Raw genomic sequence first — 16507 nt, forward strand, 5'->3', positions numbered from 1 at the left:
TGCCACAACCGGGCACCCTGCGTTCGCCACGTCCGGGCCGGCGGGGTCCCTGCCGCCCGCCGGGTCACACCGGGACCTTGTCCTCCCGGGAGCCGGCCGGCAGCTCGGGGCGCGCGGGGCGGCGGGGATGCGGCTTGGCGTTCTGCAGCACCGCCGCGGTCTCCTTGGCCGAGGCGACCGCCTTCTGCGGGCCCTTGCCCCTCTTCGCCTTCTTGACGAAGAACATGCCGATCAGGCCGAGAAGACCGGCCACGGCGACATTGACGGCGAACGACAACAGGAAGCAGACGGACAGGTGCCAGCCGGTCCATGCCTGGAAGCCGTAGGCGAGCGCGAAGCTCAGCATCGGCAGCGAGAAGAGCAGCACCGCGCCCGCGGCGCCGAACGCACCACTGCCGATGCCCGCCTTCTTCACGTCCCGCCGCAGCTGCGCCTTGGCCAGCGCGATCTCGTCGTGCATCAGCGCCGACATCTCGGCGGTCGCCGAGGCGACCAGCTGACCGAGACTGCGGTCGGCGCCGACAGCGTTCGCCGTGGTGTTGCCGGGGTCGCTCATCGCTGACTCCCTCTCCAAAGTTCTACGGTCCGATGTCAGATCATGCCGGACTGTCGCCTCCGTCGCGCGATGCCCCCGCCGCTTCGGCCTTGCGGCGGTGCTCCGCGGCCTTCTCGTCGTAGATGGCGGCCATCCTCAGGTGGTAGGCGGGGTCGTCCTGCTCGTATACGTCGGGGATGCCGGACATGTCCTCGTCGCGCTCCTCCTCCGCCGCCAGCGCCATGTAGGTACGTACCCGCAACTTGAGGAGGATGCTGGAGAGAATCGCGGCGATCAGAGAACCGATCAGGACCGCGGCCTTCACCTCGTCCGTGAGCGTGGCGTCCCCGGCGAAGGCGAGCTCGCCGATCAGCAGCGAGACGGTGAAGCCGATACCGGCGAGCGAGGCGAGAGCGAAGACGTCCGGCCAGCGCAGATCCTCGTTCAACTCCGCCTTGGTGAAACGTGCCGTCAGCCATGTGCCGCCGAAGATGCCGAACGCCTTGCCCACCACCAGACCCAGGACGACACCCAGGGTCTCGGGCTTGCTGAAGACGTCGCCGAGGGACTTGCCGGTGACCATGACGCCCGCCGAGAACAGGGCGAACAGCGGTACGGCGACGCCGGCGGACAGCGGCCGCACGAGATGCTCGATGTGCTCGCCCGGCGAGGACTCCTCACCGTCCCGGCGGCTGCAGCGCAGCATCAGGCCCATCGCGACCCCGGCGATCGTGGCGTGGACGCCGCTGTTGTACATCAGCCCCCAGACGGCCAGGGCCAGCGGCATGTACACGTACCAGCCGCGCACACCCAGGCGCAGCAGCAGCCAGAAGAGGGCGAGGCCGGCGAAGGCGCCGCCGAGCGCCGCGAAGTTCAGGTCGTCCGTGAAGAAGACCGCGATGATCAGGATGGCGAAGAGGTCGTCGACGACCGCGAGCGTCAGCAGGAAGGCGCGCAGCGCCGACGGCAGCGACGTACCGATCACCGCGAGCACGGCCAGGGCGAAGGCGATGTCGGTGGCGGTGGGGACCGCCCAGCCGGCCTTGGAGCCGTCGCCGAACGTCGTGACCAGCAGATAGACGAGCGCGGGCATGATCATGCCGGAGAGAGCGGCGATCATGGGCAGGGCGGCGGCCTTCGGGTCGCGCAGTTCTCCCACGACGAGCTCACGCTTGAGCTCGATACCGGCGACGAAGAAGAAGACGGCCAGCAGGCCGTCCGCCGCCCAGTGTTGAATCGACAGATCCAGGCCGAGAGACTCCGGACCCAGGTGGAAGTCGCGCACGGCGGCGTAGCTGTCACCGATGGGGGTGTTCGCCCAGATCAGGGCGGCAACCGCGGCGAGCAGGAGCAGCACACCGCCGACCGTCTCCGTGCGCAGCGCGTCCGCGACGAAGTTCCGCTCGGGCAGGGGCAGACGTCCGAAGAGCCTGGGAGTGGTCTGGGGCGCGGCCACGATGCGTAACCTCCGGTCGGTGTCGAGCACGACAAAACTGTTGCCGACCAGACTTCCCGGCGCACCTGAGATCGTTCCTTGCGCCATTGACGCGTTCTTTACTCTACCTAACGGCTCCGCAGCTGACGCTCCGTCGGTCGTCCGGTGAGCGGCGGTCGGCCGCACGGCGGCCTCCCTGCCCCGCGCGACGGCCCGCCCTGCCTGCCCCGCCCTGCCCGGCGCGACGGCCCTACCCGCCTCCCGCGACGGCCTACCCGCCTGCCCGCGCGGCGGCCCTGCCCGCCTGTCCGCGCGGCGGCCCTACCCGCCTGCCCGCGCGGCGGCCTACCTTGCCCCGCCCCCGTACGCGCAGGCCCCGGCGCGCGCTGCGCCGGGGCCTTGGGTGCGCGGGTACCTCGCCGGGGGTCAGTCCTCGCTGGCGGCGCCGGGCAGGCGGGACTGGATCAGGTCCATCACGGAGGAGTCCGTCAGCGTGGTGACGTCACCGAGCTGACGGTTTTCAGCCACATCACGCAGCAGGCGGCGCATGATCTTGCCCGAGCGGGTCTTCGGCAGCTCGGCCACCGGCAGGATCCGCTTGGGCTTGGCGATCGGGCCGAGCGTCGTGCCGACGTGGTTGCGCAGCTCGTTCACCAGCCCGTCGTCCTCGCTCGCCGTGCCCCGCAGGATGACGAACGCGACGATCGCCTGACCGGTCGTCTCGTCCGCCGCACCCACCACCGCGGCCTCGGCGACCTTGGGGTGGGAGACCAGGGCCGATTCCACCTCGGTGGTCGAGATGTTGTGACCGGACACGAGCATCACGTCGTCGACGCGACCGAGCAGCCAGATGTCGCCGTCGTCGTCCTTCTTGGCACCGTCACCAGCGAAGTACCTGCCCTGGAAGCGGGACCAGTAGGTGTCGATGAAGCGCTGGTCGTCGCCCCAGATGGTGCGCAGCATCGACGGCCACGGGTCGGTGAGCACGAGGTAGCCGCCGCCCCCGTTGGGCACCTCGTTCGCCTCGTCGTCGACGACGGTGGCGGAGATACCGGGCAGCGGGCGCTGCGCGGAGCCGGGCTTGGTCTCGGTGACACCGGGCAGCGGCGAGATCATCATCGCGCCGGTCTCGGTCTGCCACCAGGTGTCCACGATCGGGGTCTTGCCCGCACCGATGTGCTCCCGGTACCAGATCCAGGCCTCGGGGTTGATCGGCTCACCCACCGATCCGAGGATCCGCAGGCTCGACAGGTCGAACTTGGCGGGGATGTCGTCGCCCCACTTCATGAACGTGCGGATCGCGGTGGGGGCCGTGTAGAGGATCGTGACGCCGTACTTCTGCACGATCTCCCAGAAGCGGCCCTGGTGCGGGGTGTCGGGCGTGCCCTCGTACATGACCTGCGTCGCGCCGTTGGCCAGGGGGCCGTAGACGATGTACGAGTGGCCGGTGACCCAGCCGATGTCCGCCGTGCACCAGTAGACGTCGGACTCGGGCTTGAGGTCGAAGACGGCATGGTGGGTGTAGGCCGTCTGGGTGAGGTAGCCGCCGGAGGTGTGCAGGATGCCCTTCGGCTTACCCGTGGTGCCGGAGGTGTAGAGGATGAAGAGCGGGTGCTCCGCCTCGAAGGCCTCGGGAGTGTGCTCGGCGGACTGACGGCCGACGATGTCGTGCCACCAGACGTCGCGGCCCTCGGTGAACGCGGTCTCCTGTCCCGTGCGCCGCACGACCAGGACATGTTCGACCTGCGGGCAGCGGGAGACGGCCTCGTCGATCGCGGGCTTGAGCGCGCTCGGCTTGCCGCGGCGGTAGCCGCCGTCGGAGGTGATGACGAGCTTGGCGTCGGCGTCCTGGATCCGGGAGGCGACGGCGTCGGCGGAGAAGCCGCCGAAGACCACGGAATGCGCCGCGCCGATCCGGGCGCAGGCCAGCATCGCGACCGCGGCCTCGGGGATCATCGGCAGATAGACCGCTACACGGTCGCCCTTGCGGACACCCAGCTCGGTCAGGGCGTTGGCCGCCTTGGCGACCTCGTCCTTGAGCTCGGCGTAGGTGATGGCGCGACTGTCGCCGGGCTCGCCCTCGAAGTGGATGGCGACGCGGTCGCCGTGGCCTGCCTCGACATGACGGTCCACGCAGTTGTACGCGACGTTGAGCCGGCCGTCCGCGAACCATTTCGCGAAGGGCGGGTTGCTCCAGTCGAGGGTCTCGGTCGGTTCGGTGGCCCAGTCGAGCCGCCGTGCCTGCTCGGCCCAGAAGCCAAGCCTGTCCGCCGCGGCCTGTTCATACGCCTCCGCGGTCACGTTGGCCTGCGCGGCCAGCTCGGCCGGAGGTGCGAACCGCCGCTCTTCCTTGAGCAGGTTGGAGAGTGAAGAACGCTCGTTGGTCATCAGCTCGCCTCCCGCAGAAGGTTGGCCAGGCTTTCGTTGCTCACGACATCTCCCTTTCCCAGGGCGTCTTATGTGCGTAGGTGTCCCAGGCCATAGCTCATCAGCCAGAAGGCCGGGTGACAAGGGCCTTCGGAGAATTGGTTTAGACCTGTAGGTGGCCCCTCCGCCCCGGGCGGTGGGGAGGAGGGGCCACACGTTCTCACGGACGCCGTACGGCGCTGGTTCATCCCGTGCGCGTGTGCGCTCGGTCACGCGGTGTGCGTGGCCGGATGCGCCCGTGCCGCACGTCAAGCGGCCGAGTGCGTCAGACGCGGGCCTTCTCCAGGGCTGACGGCGCGGGCGCGACCCGGTCGAAGACCTGCTCGACCTCGTGCTCGGCCGTGCTCGTGAGCAGATACGCCTGAGCCTCGCCGACATGGAAGTACATGCCGTGCAGTTGCAGAGTGCCCTCGGCGAGTCGGCGGGCGACCGACTCATGGGCCCGCAGATGCTCCAACTGCTGGACCACATTGGTCAGACACAGCTGCTCCACCGCGTCCGTGGGCATCCGCCCCGAGATCCTGGCCCATGCGTGGCGCCGGTTGCGCATGCGCTCCAGGCTGGGCAGAGCGTGCCGCAGCCAGCGGCGCAGAGGGGTCGGGGCGCCGTCCGGCGGGCTGTTCAACAGGGCTTGCATGGCTCCGCAGCCGGAGTGGCCGCAGACCGTGATGGACTCCACTCCCAGCACCTCGACCGCGTACTCGATCGCGGCCGCGACCGAGTCGTCGCCGCTCTCCTCACCGGGCAGCGGCACCAGGTTGCCCACATTGCGCACGGTGAACAGATCGCCGGGGCCGCTCGCCGTGATCATGCTGGTGACCAGTCGGGAGTCGGCGCAGGTGAGGAACAGCTGCGAGGGCCGCTGCCCCTCCCGCGCGAGGCGTGCCAGCTCGTCGCGGACCAGGGGGGCCGTATTGCGCTGGAACGAGCTGAGCCCGGTGGCCAGTTTATGGGTCTCGGTCGGCTGCGGGCTGTCGCCGCAGTGGTGGTTGCGCCACGGCGTCCAGGGCCGGCAGCAGCCGTGCGTCTCGTGCGCGGGCTCGCTGATGCGCGTCCCCGACCGGCCCGTGAACTCGACGGTGCCGCCCTGCGCGCAGTGCGCGGCCTGCCAGTCGTGCAGTGCCTCGTACGCCGCGTGGTCCATGAAGGAACCGTCCAGCTCGACCACACAGCCGACGCCGTGCGGCACCTGCCCCAGCACCCGGCTCAGCCGGGGAACGGCCAGGAACGTCAACTGGCCGCGTACGCGCACCCGGTGCACGTCCCCGTCCTCTTCCTCCACGGTGATCCGGGTCCTGGTGAGCCGGTGCAGCGCCACGGCGACCGCCACCGCGATCCCGATCACCACCCCTTCCAGTACTCCGGTCAGGACGACCGCGCCCAGAGTCACCGCGTAGACCAGGATCTCGCGGTTGCGCTTCACGCTGCGCAGATGCGTGATGCTGACCATCTGCACGCCGATCACCATCACCAGCGCGGCGAGGGTGGCCAGCGGGATCAGGTCGAGGACCGGCACCAGCAGCAGCGCGGCCACCGTGATCCACACACCGTGGAGCATGGTGGAGTGGCGGCTGACCGCCCCGGCAGAGACGTTCGCCGCGCTGCGGACCGCGACGCCGGTGATGGGCAGTCCGCCGAGGGCGCCCGACACGATGTTGGCCGCGCCCTGTCCGGCGAGCTCGCGGTCGAGGTCCACGCGGGGGAGCCGTACGTCCGGCTGCTTGCGGGCCGCCGCCAGCTTGTCGATCGCGACGGCCGACAGCAGTGACTCCACACTGCCGACGAGCGTGATGGTGAGCACGGCGGCGAGCAGCCCGAGCACGGGTCCCTCGGGCAGCTCGGGCAGCGCGTGTGAGCGCCACGAAGGAAGATCGACGCGTGGCTGGTGCAGCTGGGCGACGGTCGCGAGTGCGGTCGCGGCGGCGACGGCGGCCAGGGCGGCGGGGACGGTCCGCATGATCCGGCCGGCTCGCCCCGGGATATGCGGCCATGCCAGGACCACGGCGACGGTCAGGACACTGACGGACAGTGCGGCCGGACGGAGGTCGGCCAACTGCCCCGGCAGCGCATGCACATTGGCGACGGCCGAACTCTGCGGCGTGCCCCCGAGGACGATGTGCAGTTGTGCCAGGGCGATGGTGACTCCGATGCCGGCCAGCATCCCGTGGACGATCGCGGGGCTGACGGCGAGCGCGGAGCGCGCCACCCGCAGGGCGGCGAGACCGAGCTGGCACAGGCCGGCGAGAACCGTGATGGCGCATGTGGTGCGCCAGCCGTACCGCTGGATCAACTCGGCCGTGACGACGGTCAGACCGGCGGCCGGGCCGCTGACCTGGAGCGGGGAGCCGCCGAGCCGCCCCGCCACGATGCCGCCGACGGCGGCGGCGACGAGGCCGGCCTGGAGCGGCGCCCCGGTGGCCAGGGCGATGCCGAGGGACAGAGGCAGGGCGATCAGGAAGACGGCGACGGACGCGGACACATCGGCGCCCGCGATCCGGAAGCGGCGGTGCGGCCCGGTGGGCGGACTGTGCGGACGCCGGAAGCGTGTGAGCGGGGACGTGGGTGGCTGAGATGCATCGTCGGTGCGGGTGGGGACGCAGGACATTCCCGTCTCCTCCAGGGTGGCGCGGTCGCGGAACGTGGGGGCGCGGCCGTGAGTCACGGCATGCAGCGGCGGGATGCTCGAATCGCACGAGCGCTCAACGTTAAGTAAATGGATCGTAATGCAGAGTAAAGACTCTGGCATGATTTTCTGGGCAAATAGGGCATTCAATCACCCGATTCAGTGATTAGTCATTTCATTGCGGCTCGTCGTTCCGTTCGCCACGCCCCTCCGGTGTGACCGTGTCGGCCTCTCCATCACCGCCGAAAGTCGTATCGGCATACGAAAGAGGGTGGACGGATGCCTGTCACGAAGAAGGCCGCCGCCGTCGGCACAGTCGCCACGGCACTCCTCGCAGGACTCGCGGGCTGTTCCGGGTCTGGCGGCGCGAACGGATCGGGCACCAAGCACGGCGCGCCCGCCCAGAAAAAGGGGGGCGCCCCCAGGGGCGCGGTCCGCCTCATCGGAGACGGCTCAACCGCCTTCACCGGAGCCCAGCCCGGTCTGCTCAGGCCGCAGCGGCTCAAGCCCGGTGAGAAGCCCCCGCAGTTCGTGGTGTTCTCGTGGGACGGCGCGGGGGAGGACAGCCAGAAGCTGTTCTCCCACTTCCGCAAGGTCGGCAAGAAGTACAACGCGACGATGACGTACTTCCTCAGCGGCGTCTATCTCCTGCCCGAGGGCAAGCGGCACCTGTACGACCCGCCCAAGCACGCTGTCGGCCGCTCCGACATCGGCTTCAACGACATCGAGGGAATCAGGGACACCGTGCGCGAGCTGCGCGGTGCCTGGCTGGACGGCAACGAGGTGGGCACCCATTTCAACGGGCACTTCTGCGGCAACGACGGCGGGGTCGGCACCTGGTCCGTCAAGGAGTGGAAGAGCGAGATCAGCCAGGCCAAGTCCTTTGTGAAGAACTGGCGGACGAACGCCGGACTCGCCTCGGCCGAGCCGCTGCCCTTCGACTACGACCAGGAGCTCATCGGCGCGCGCACTCCATGTCTGGAGGGCCGCGACAACTTCGTGCGGGCGGCGCGGGACCTCGGCTTCCGCTACGACACCAGCGGCGTCAACGACCAGGTGTGGCCCAAGAAGACGCTTGGCCTGTGGGACCTGTCCCTTCAGATGGTCCCCGTCCCCGGCCGAGCCTTCGAGACGCTGTCGATGGACTACAACTTCATGGTCAACCAGTCGGGCACGGCCAAGGGCACTCCGTCGATGCACAAGTACTGGGGGAACCAGATGCGCGACGGACTCCTTCGGGCCTTCGACCGCGCCTACAAGGGCAACCGCGCCCCGCTCTTCATCGGCAACCACTTCGAGTCCTGGAACGGCGGGACGTACATGAAGGCGATCGAGGAGACGATCGCGAAGGTCTGCGTGAAGAGCGACGTGAAGTGCGTGTCGTTCCGTCAGCTGGTCGACTGGCTGGACGCGCAGGATCCGCTGGTTCTGGAAAAACTGCGGCAGTTGGAGGTGGGTGAGGCGCCCAAGGGCGGCTGGTCCGACTTCCTCTCGACGCCGCCCGTGGCGCCGGCCGCCCCGCCCGCCCCGAAGCGGGAGGCGCAGCGGCAGCAGGAGCAGCGGCGCTGAGGGCTGCCGCGCAGGGAGCACGAGGGCGGTCCGGCCGGACCGCCCTCGTGTCGTGGTCAGCCCGGCTGCGGCACCGCAGTGTGCTCGCCGAGCACGAACGCCGGATCCACCTGGGCCGCCAGGTCCGCCCCTGTCTTCGCGTTCCCCCAGCTCTCCGCGTTCTTCAGGTGGAAGTGGACCATCTGGCGGGTGTAGCGCTCCCAGTCCCGGTGCGCGTACGAGTCCTCGGCAGCGTCCTGCAGGGCATGCAGCGCCGTCCGGTTGGCGGCCTCCAGCAACTCGAACCGCGGCGGCCTGCCCTTCTCCATCGCCCGGACCCAGTCCGAGTGCCCGACCGTGACAAGAAGGTCATCGCCGACCTCGTCCCGCAGAAACTCCAGGTCGTCCGGGCCCTGGACCTTGTTGCCCACGACCTTGAGCGACACCCCGAAGTCCCGGGCGTACTCCTTGTACTGGCGGTAGACCGACACGCCCTTGCGGGTCGGCTCGGCCACCAGGAACGTCATGTCGAAACGGGTGAACATCCCGGAGGCGAAGGAGTCGGAGCCCGCGGTCATGTCGACGACGACGTATTCCCGCGGCCCGTCCACCAGATGGTTCAGGCACAGTTCGACCGCACCGACCTTGGAGTGGTAGCAGGCGACGCCGAGGTCGGATTCGGCGAACGGCCCCGTGGCCATCAGCCGGATCTCGCCGTCGTCGAGCCGCACGGTCCGTGCGCACGCCTCGTACACCGGGTTGTCCTCGACGACGTGCAGCAGCCGGGAGCCCTCCCCGGGCGGCGTGGTCTTGATCATCGCCTCGGCCGAGGTGATTCGCGGATTCGTACCGCGCAGATACTCCTTGATCAACGGCAGATGCGCGCCCATCGCGGGCAGAGCGGCCGCCGCCGCGTCGTCGAGGCCGAGAGCGCCCGCGAGATGCTGGTTGATGTCGGCGTCCACCGCGACGACAGGCGCTTCAGCGGCGGCCAGATGGCGGATGAAGAGCGAGGACAGCGTCGTCTTCCCGCTGCCGCCCTTCCCTACGAAAGCGATCTTCATGTTCACCTAGCGTAGTGGTACGAGCGTCGGCCGTTGTCCATGTGCGTGAAGCCGTTGTCCATGTGCGTGAAGAAGACCACTCCAAGGTGGGGCACGGGCCCCGGGCGGTAGCCTCGCTACCTATGAGTACGAACGCGTCGTCGGACCCTCTCGCCACTCTCGGCACGCTGCCTGGCGTCGCCGACTCCGTGGAGTCCGTGCGCAAAGCCGTCGACCGGGTCTACGGGCACCGGGTCATGCGGCGGCGCAGCAACGAGATCACCTCAGAGGCCGCACTGCGCGGAGCCCGCGCCTCCGCCGCCCTGTCGGGTGCCGACTGGGCGCTGGAGGAGGTGCGGAGGCGCACCGACTTCGGCAGCGACGCCGAAGCGCGCACCGTCGGTGCGGCCCTGAGGCTGACGGCAGAGGCCGGCCAGCTGCTCTCGATCTGGCGGCAGTCACCCCTGCGGGTGCTGGCCAGGCTGCACCTGGTCGCGGCGAGCGGCGACAGCGCCGACGAGACGGTGGGCAGGCCGCGTCTGGCCGGCGAGCCGGTCGACGAGCCGCTGATCGAGGTCCCGCTGCCCGGCGCGGCCGAGGTGGCGGCGCGCCTGGACGGGCTGGCGGAACTGATCATCACGGGCAGCTCCGCGCCGGCCCTGGTGACGGCCGCCGTGGTGCACGGCGAGCTGCTTGCGCTGCGCCCGTTCGTCTCGTGCAACGGTCTGGTCGCGCGGACGGCCGAGCGGATCGTTCTCGTCGGCAGCGGCCTGGACCCGAAGTCGATCTGCCCGGCGGAGGTCGGACACGCCGAGCAGGGTCGCGCGGCCTACACCGCCGCCTTCGAGGGGTATCTGTCCGGCACGCCGGAGGGCATGGCGACGTGGATCGCCCATTGCGGGCGGTCCGTGGAACTCGGGGTCAGGGAGTCGACTGCGGTGTGCGAGGCGCTGCAGCGCGGCGCCGCCTGAGGCGGCGAGAGGCCCCAAATCCTGCCGAAATGGGTTGCGGCGGTACCATTTGGTACCGCCGCTGGCATGTCCACAGAGTTACCATGCGTCCTCGAAGGTTGCCCATCAGGTCGGGAACTTTGCCCGTCACCTGGTGCGGCTGGCCCGTAATCGACGGGTCGACGTCGCGTGGGTGCTCCGTTTTCATGCTTCGGTCCGTGGGGCCTTGTTTGCGTTCAAAGGTGATCCTTTCGGATGTCCTCGGTCTCGCGGGCCGTTGAATCCTTTGTACTCCAGCAGGCCAGGAAGGGAAAGGCCTGGCCGGACTTCTTTACTTTTAGGTTCAAATACGGGCGAACCGGGGGTGGAGTCGGCCGGTTGTCCGGGCCGCCCGCGTCGCGGCTCGGCGGCGGTTGGCGTACCAGACGAGTCCGGCGGTCGCGGCCGCCGCTCCGACCGCCGCGGCGGCCATCAGGGCCGGTCGTGCAGGCATCGAGAACGCGGGAAGCCGCTGCTTCAGCCGGACCGGCTTGTTGAAGACGAGAACCGGCCAGTCGCGCAGTGCAGCCTCGCGGCGCAGGGCGCGGTCCGGGTTGACGGCGTAGGGGTGGCCCACCGCGGAGAGCATAGGGATGTCGGTGGCGGAGTCGCTGTACGCGTAGCAGCGTTCCAGGTCGTAGCCCTCCGATGCGGCGAGCTCCCTGACGGCTTCGGCCTTCGTCGGTCCGTACGCGTAGTACTCCACCTCGCCCGTGAAGCAGCCGTCGTCGCCGACGATCATGCGGGTGGCCACGACGCGGTCCGCGCCGAGCAGCTCGCCGATGGGCTCGACGACCTCGGCGCCGGAGGTGGACACGATGACCACGTCCCGGCCGGCCCCGTGGTGCTCCTCGATGAGGGAGGCGGCCTCGTCGTAGATGATCGGGTCGATGAGATCGTGCAGGGTCTCGGCGACGATCTCCCTCACCTGCTGCACGTTCCAGCCCTTGCAGAGCGCGGACAGGTACTCGCGCATCCGCTCCATCTGGTCGTGATCGGCGCCGCCCGCGAGAAACACGAACTGGGTATAGGCGGTGCGCAGCGCGGCGCGCCGACTGATCAGCCCGCCTTGGTAGAAGGACTTGCTGAAGGTCAGTGTCGAAGACTTCGCAATGACCGTCTTGTCCAGGTCAAAGAAGGCGGCCGTGCGCGGCAAGGAGTGGTTTTCCACGGGCTGAGCATATGTGCCCGCCATTCGGCGTACCCTGGGGCGTGTGGGTTTGCCTGAGAAGGCTCTCGGGTACACCATGGAAGTCACGGATCGTTCGCGACCGTGCTAACCCGGTCCGGCTCCTCCCCCCCCGAGTCGGCCGGAGAGACGACCCCCGCTCTCCCCCCCGGCGGGGGTCGTCGCATGTCCGGACGGGTTTTTCTCTCGTTTTCGCGGCCGTCGCCGCCCGCTGCGCGTCTGCGCCACCTGCGGGTGAGGCGGAAGGCGCACCTCCAAATTTCTCACCCTGAGTAGTCCTTGTGCTGCGCTCCGGGAGCCTTTGACGCTCACCGGTATGGGCTACGGAGATATTCACAAGTGGCCGGTTGTCCACAGTTTTTCGGCAAGATCCACACGGTTTTTCAGTGGGTTGCACCGTGATTCCAGCCGCGAAGTTCGTGGCTGGAAGGAATCACGGATCTCGCCACCGGGCGAGATCGCTGGAAGAGGGGTGGAGATCGTGGCCGGATCCATCACATCGGACCGTCCCCGCGCTGCCGAGGGGCGGCGCGAAGGACCGCTGATCGTCACCGAGGACGCCGATCTGCTCGACGACCTTCTGCGGTTGTGCGCCGCGGCGGGGGCCGAGCCCGACGTCCACCACACGGTGCCCGAGCGCAAGGGCGCCTGGGAGGGCGCCCCCCTGGTCCTTGTCGGGGACGACGCGGCCGAGCGGTGCCGCGGGGCCACTCGCCGGCGCGGAGTGCTGCTCGTGGGCCGTGACCAGGACGACCCCGACGTCTGGCGGCGGGCCGTGGAGATCGGGGCCGACAGCGTCCTGCGCCTGCCGGACGCGGAGGGCTGGCTCGTCGACCGGATCGCGGACGTCGCCGAGGGCGTCGGACGGCAGGCACTGACCGTCGGAGTCATCGGCGGCCGGGGTGGCGCCGGGGCATCGACGCTGGCCTGCGCCCTTGCCGTGACGGCGGCCCGCGTCGGCCGGAGGACCATGCTCGTCGACGGGGACCCGCTCGGCGGTGGCCTGGACGTCCTGCTCGGTGGCGAGCAGACCGAAGGCCGGCGATGGCCTGATTTCGCCGCTTCCAAGGGTCGTGTCGCGGGCGGGGCGCTGGAGGAGTCGCTGCCGGAGCTGCACCAGCTGCGGGTGCTCAGCTGGGACCGCGGCGATTCCGTCGTCGTTCCGCCGGAGGCGATGAGGTCGGTGCTGGCGGCGGCGCGCCGGCGGGGCGGCGTGGTCGTCGTGGATCTGCCGCGCCGCGTCGACGAGGGCGTGGCCGAGGCACTGGCCCAGCTGGACCTGGGGCTGCTGGTGGTCCCCGGCGAACTGCGCGCGGTCGCCGCGGCGAACCGGGTCGCGTCGGTAGTGGGCATGGTCCTGACGGACCTGCGCGTGGTGGTCCGCGGTCCGTACGCCTCGGGCCTGGACGAGCAGTGGGTAGCGGCCGCCCTCGGCCTGCCACTCGCGGGCGAACTGCCCGTCGATGCCGGGCTGCCGGCGGCCCAGGACGGCGGAGCGCCGCCGGGCGCGGGCGGGCGGGGGCCGCTGGCCAGGTTCTGCACGGCCTTCTGGGAGCAGGCGCTGGCCGGGGAGACGGTCTCATGAGCACAGGACTGCTGGAAGCCGTACGGCAGCGGCTGGCGGAGAGCGGTGCCGAGCCGACACCGGCCAGGGTGGCGGCAGCCCTTCGGGCGCAGGGACGGCTGCTGGGCGACGCCGAAGTGCTGGGCGGCACCGAGAAGTTACGGGGCGAGCTGGTGGGCACGGGCCCGCTGGAGCCCTTGCTGTCCGACCCGTCCGTCACCGATGTGCTGGTCTCCGCACCGGACCGGGTGTGGGTGGACCGGGGCAGGGGCCTGGAGCTCACGGAGGTGACATTCCCCGACGCCGCCTCGGTGCGCAGGCTGGCGCAGCGGCTCGCGGCAGTGGCGGAGCGCAGGCTGGACGACGCCCGCCCCTGGGTGGACGCACGGCTGCCGGACGGGACGCGGATGCATGCCGTGATTCCTCCGGTGGCGGTCGGCTCCACGTGTCTGTCGCTTCGGGTGGTGCGGCCACGGGCCTTCTCGGTGCGTGAGCTCGTCGCGGCGGGGACGGTTCCGCCGGACGGCGAGCGCGTGCTGCGAGCGCTGATCGCGGCCCGGCTCTCCTTCCTGATCAGCGGCGGGACCGGTTCGGGCAAGACGACCCTCCTGAGCAGCCTGCTGGGACTGGTGGGCGACCGGGAGCGCATCGTGCTCGCGGAGGACTCGGCGGAGCTGAGGCCTGACCATCCCCACGTGGTGCGTCTCGAATCGCGTACCGCAAATCAGGAGGGCGCGGGGCGGGTGACCCTGCGGGACCTGGTCCGGCAGGCGCTGCGCATGCGGCCCGACCGGCTGGTCGTCGGAGAGGTCCGGGGCGCCGAGGTCACCGAACTGCTGGCCGCCCTCAACACAGGGCACGAAGGGGGCTGCGGCACTGTGCACGCCAATGCCGCGGCGGACGTGCCGGCGCGGCTGGAGGCGCTGGGGACTGCGGCGGGGCTCGACCGGACGGCGCTGCACAGCCAGTTGGCCGCGGCCTTGTCCGTCGTCGTCCATCTCGCGCGCGACGCCGGCGGACGGCGCCGCATCGCCGAGGTGCATGTGCTGGAGCGGGACGAGGCCGGTCTGGTGGTGACGGTTCCGGCGCTGAAGTGGGGCGCGGAGGCGTTCACGCGCGAGGACGGCTGGGCACGGCTGCGCGCCTTGATCGGGGATGCGCTGTGAGGGCGACCGAGTCGATGTGTGCGGCGGCGGTCTGCGCCGGGGCCGCCGCCTGGCTGATCACCGGCCAGGACCAGGGCCTGCGCCGTGCGCGGCTGCTTCTCGCGGGCGGCGGGGTCGTGGCCGGGCCGCCGTGGTGGTCGTGGGAGCGGGTGCTGCCCGCGGTGCGGCCACGCAGGGAGTGGCTGTGCCTGCCTGCGGCGCTGGTGGTCGCCGTGCTCGGGAAATCCGTCGTCCCGCTCGTCGTGGGGGCCGTGGCGGTGCCGTTGGTACGGCGGCGGTTGCGGGCCCGGCAGCGCAGGAGCGAGAAGGACCGCAGGGCCGAGGGGGTGGTCGCGCTGTGCGGGGCGGTCGCGGGCGAACTGCGGGCCGGACTACAGCCGGGGCAGGCGCTGTTGTTCGGCGCCAGGGCGACGAAGGCGCTCGGTGAGGGGGAGGCCGCCGTCCTGGCGGCGGCGCGGTTCGGCGGCGATGTGGCCGACGCCCTCAGGGCCGCGGCACGGCAGCCCGGTGCGGAGGGCCTGGCCGGGCTCGCCGCCTGCTGGCGGGTGGCGGTGGACAGCGGTGCGGGCCTGGCTGCCGGACTGGACCGGCTGGAGGCGGCGCTGCGCGCGGAGCGGGACCAACGGGAGGATCTTGCCTCACAGTTGGCCGGCGCGTGGTCGACCGTGATGCTTCTCGCGCTGCTGCCCGTCGCCGGGCTCGGGATGGGCTGGGCACTCGGCGCGGACCCGCTGGCGGTCCTGTTCCACACGTCGGGCGGTATCGCCTGTCTGGTGGCCGGAGGACTGCTGGAGGCAGCCGGCCTGTTCTGGGCGGGCCGGATCGTACGGGCGGGGGAGGAGGCATGAGCCCGGAGGTTGTCCACAGGCTGGGGGCGGTGCTGGCCGGCGTCGCGGCGGTGACGTGCGTCGGCTGGGTGATCGCGGCGCACCGCCGTGGCGGGGCGGTGCGCACCCGTATCGAGGCGCTGCTGTCGGTGGAGCGCGAACAGCGTTGCAGCAGGGCCGAGTTGGCTGGCAGGGCAAAACAATGGGCGGCACCGTTCGGTGCCGCAGCCATCTGCTACGTCCTGATCGGCGGAGTGGCCGGCGGCATCGCGGGGATCGTGTCGGGGGCCGGCATACGGCACTGGCTCCGACGCCGGGGCCGCCGCGCGGCGGCGGCCGCTCTTGGGGACGCCGGGGGCGGGCACGAAGCAGCGCGTCAACTCCCGCTCGCCGCCGATCTTCTGGCCGCGTGCATCTCGGCCGGCGCGGGGCCGCGTGAGGCGGCGGAAGCCGTGGGCGAGTCGCTGGGCGGGCACCTCGGGGAACGACTCGCCAGAGCCGCGGCCGAGCTGCGGCTCGGCGGTGAACCGGCCCACGCATGGGGTTGGTTCGCCGGGATTCCGGGTGCCGGACCACTGGCCCGCTGCCTGGAACGCGCTGACCTGACTGGCGCTCCGGCAGCGGAGCAGGTTGCACGGCTGGCCGAGAGGCTCCGGGCGGACCGTGCCCGGGCGGTGGCGGCACGCGGGAGGAAGGCACAGGTGCTGATCACGGCACCCGTGGGCCTGTGTTTCCTGCCCGCCTTTCTCGCGGTTGGCGTGGCTCCGGTGGTGATCGGGCTGGCGGGCGGACTGCTGGCCGCCGACTGACCGCGACTCTTTTCTCTGATCTCTCGCTGCTTTCTCAAACGCGTAAAGGCACTACGACAACTGGAGGTTGACCATGTGGAACACGTTGTGGCACCGACTGAGCGGACACCGGTCGCACGGGCACCGGTCGGACGGGCACCGACCGCACGGAGGCCGGCTCGGCCCACTGCGCGGCCTGGCAGGCGCGCTGCGCACGGACAAGGGCATGACGACGTCCGAGTACGCGGTAGGGACGATCGCCGCCTGCGGCTTCGCGGCCGTTCTGTACAAGGTCGTCACGAGCGACGCCGTGTCGAAGGGACTCCAGGAGCTGATCGGCAAGGCCCTCGATGCCCAGTTCTGAGGGAAGAGG

13 protein-coding genes are annotated in these 16507 nt (G+C 70.6%); 7 read left to right on the forward strand and 6 right to left on the reverse strand.

Annotated features, from left to right (window positions below; translation table 11 throughout):
* Nucleotides 1–64: 64 nt before the first annotated feature.
* The 4 genes from ACH5AF_RS27775 to ACH5AF_RS27790 form a co-directional block, all read right to left on the reverse strand.
* Entirely contained in the window at nucleotides 65–556 is a 492-nt protein-coding gene (locus ACH5AF_RS27775; protein ID WP_398905276.1) for a phage holin family protein, read from the reverse strand.
* A gap of 40 nt (nucleotides 557–596) precedes the next feature.
* Nucleotides 597–1991, reverse strand: a complete 1395-nt coding sequence (gene nhaA / locus ACH5AF_RS27780; protein WP_398905350.1) for a Na+/H+ antiporter NhaA — start codon at nucleotides 1989–1991, stop codon at nucleotides 597–599.
* Between the two features lie 405 nt (nucleotides 1992–2396).
* Entirely contained in the window at nucleotides 2397–4358 is a 1962-nt protein-coding gene (gene acs / locus ACH5AF_RS27785) for an acetate--CoA ligase (protein ID WP_398905278.1), read from the reverse strand.
* A 304-nt stretch (nucleotides 4359–4662) separates the two neighbouring features.
* A complete protein-coding gene (locus ACH5AF_RS27790; RefSeq protein WP_398905351.1) occupies nucleotides 4663–7002 on the reverse strand; it encodes a bifunctional SulP family inorganic anion transporter/carbonic anhydrase in 2340 nt (779 codons plus the stop codon).
* A gap of 297 nt (nucleotides 7003–7299) precedes the next feature.
* Between ACH5AF_RS27790 and ACH5AF_RS27795 the strand changes: the two genes are divergently transcribed.
* Nucleotides 7300–8589, forward strand: coding sequence for a hypothetical protein (locus tag ACH5AF_RS27795; RefSeq protein ID WP_398905279.1), 1290 nt, complete (start codon nucleotides 7300–7302; stop codon nucleotides 8587–8589).
* Nucleotides 8590–8645: 56 nt separating this feature from the next.
* Here the strand turns inward: ACH5AF_RS27795 and ACH5AF_RS27800 are convergent, their stop codons facing one another.
* On the reverse strand, nucleotides 8646–9632 hold the full coding sequence (locus tag ACH5AF_RS27800) for an ATP-binding protein (RefSeq protein WP_398905281.1): 987 nt from the start codon (nucleotides 9630–9632) through the stop codon (nucleotides 8646–8648).
* A gap of 122 nt (nucleotides 9633–9754) precedes the next feature.
* On the opposite strand from ACH5AF_RS27800, the gene ACH5AF_RS27805 reads away from it, so the two are divergent.
* Nucleotides 9755–10582, forward strand: coding sequence for an oxidoreductase (locus ACH5AF_RS27805; protein WP_398905283.1), 828 nt, complete (start codon nucleotides 9755–9757; stop codon nucleotides 10580–10582).
* Nucleotides 10583–10904: 322 nt separating this feature from the next.
* Here the strand turns inward: ACH5AF_RS27805 and ACH5AF_RS27810 are convergent, their stop codons facing one another.
* Complete coding sequence (locus tag ACH5AF_RS27810) at nucleotides 10905–11795, reverse strand: HAD family hydrolase (RefSeq protein WP_398905284.1); 891 nt, start codon at nucleotides 11793–11795, stop codon at nucleotides 10905–10907.
* A gap of 475 nt (nucleotides 11796–12270) precedes the next feature.
* Between ACH5AF_RS27810 and ssd the strand changes: the two genes are divergently transcribed.
* The 5 genes from ssd to ACH5AF_RS27835 all read left to right on the forward strand — a co-directional run bounded on the left by ssd (nucleotide 12271) and on the right by ACH5AF_RS27835 (nucleotide 16498).
* Nucleotides 12271–13374, forward strand: coding sequence for a septum site-determining protein Ssd (ssd, locus tag ACH5AF_RS27815; RefSeq protein ID WP_398905285.1), 1104 nt, complete (start codon nucleotides 12271–12273; stop codon nucleotides 13372–13374).
* Entirely contained in the window at nucleotides 13371–14519 is a 1149-nt protein-coding gene (locus ACH5AF_RS27820; RefSeq protein WP_398905286.1) for a TadA family conjugal transfer-associated ATPase, read from the forward strand. The genes ssd and ACH5AF_RS27820 overlap by 4 nt, the downstream gene beginning before the upstream one ends.
* Before the next feature lie 14 nt (nucleotides 14520–14533).
* Nucleotides 14534–15367, forward strand: a complete 834-nt coding sequence (locus ACH5AF_RS27825; protein ID WP_398905352.1) for a type II secretion system F family protein — start codon at nucleotides 14534–14536, stop codon at nucleotides 15365–15367.
* Complete coding sequence (locus ACH5AF_RS27830; protein WP_398905287.1) at nucleotides 15364–16155, forward strand: type II secretion system F family protein; 792 nt, start codon at nucleotides 15364–15366, stop codon at nucleotides 16153–16155. The genes ACH5AF_RS27825 and ACH5AF_RS27830 overlap by 4 nt, the downstream gene beginning before the upstream one ends.
* A 73-nt stretch (nucleotides 16156–16228) precedes the next feature.
* Entirely contained in the window at nucleotides 16229–16498 is a 270-nt protein-coding gene (locus tag ACH5AF_RS27835; RefSeq protein WP_398905288.1) for a DUF4244 domain-containing protein, read from the forward strand.
* Nucleotides 16499–16507 lie beyond the last annotated feature (9 nt).

This window comes from Streptomyces sp. NPDC018833 (assembly GCF_044390825.1).
GTDB lineage: Bacteria > Actinomycetota > Actinomycetes > Streptomycetales > Streptomycetaceae > Streptomyces.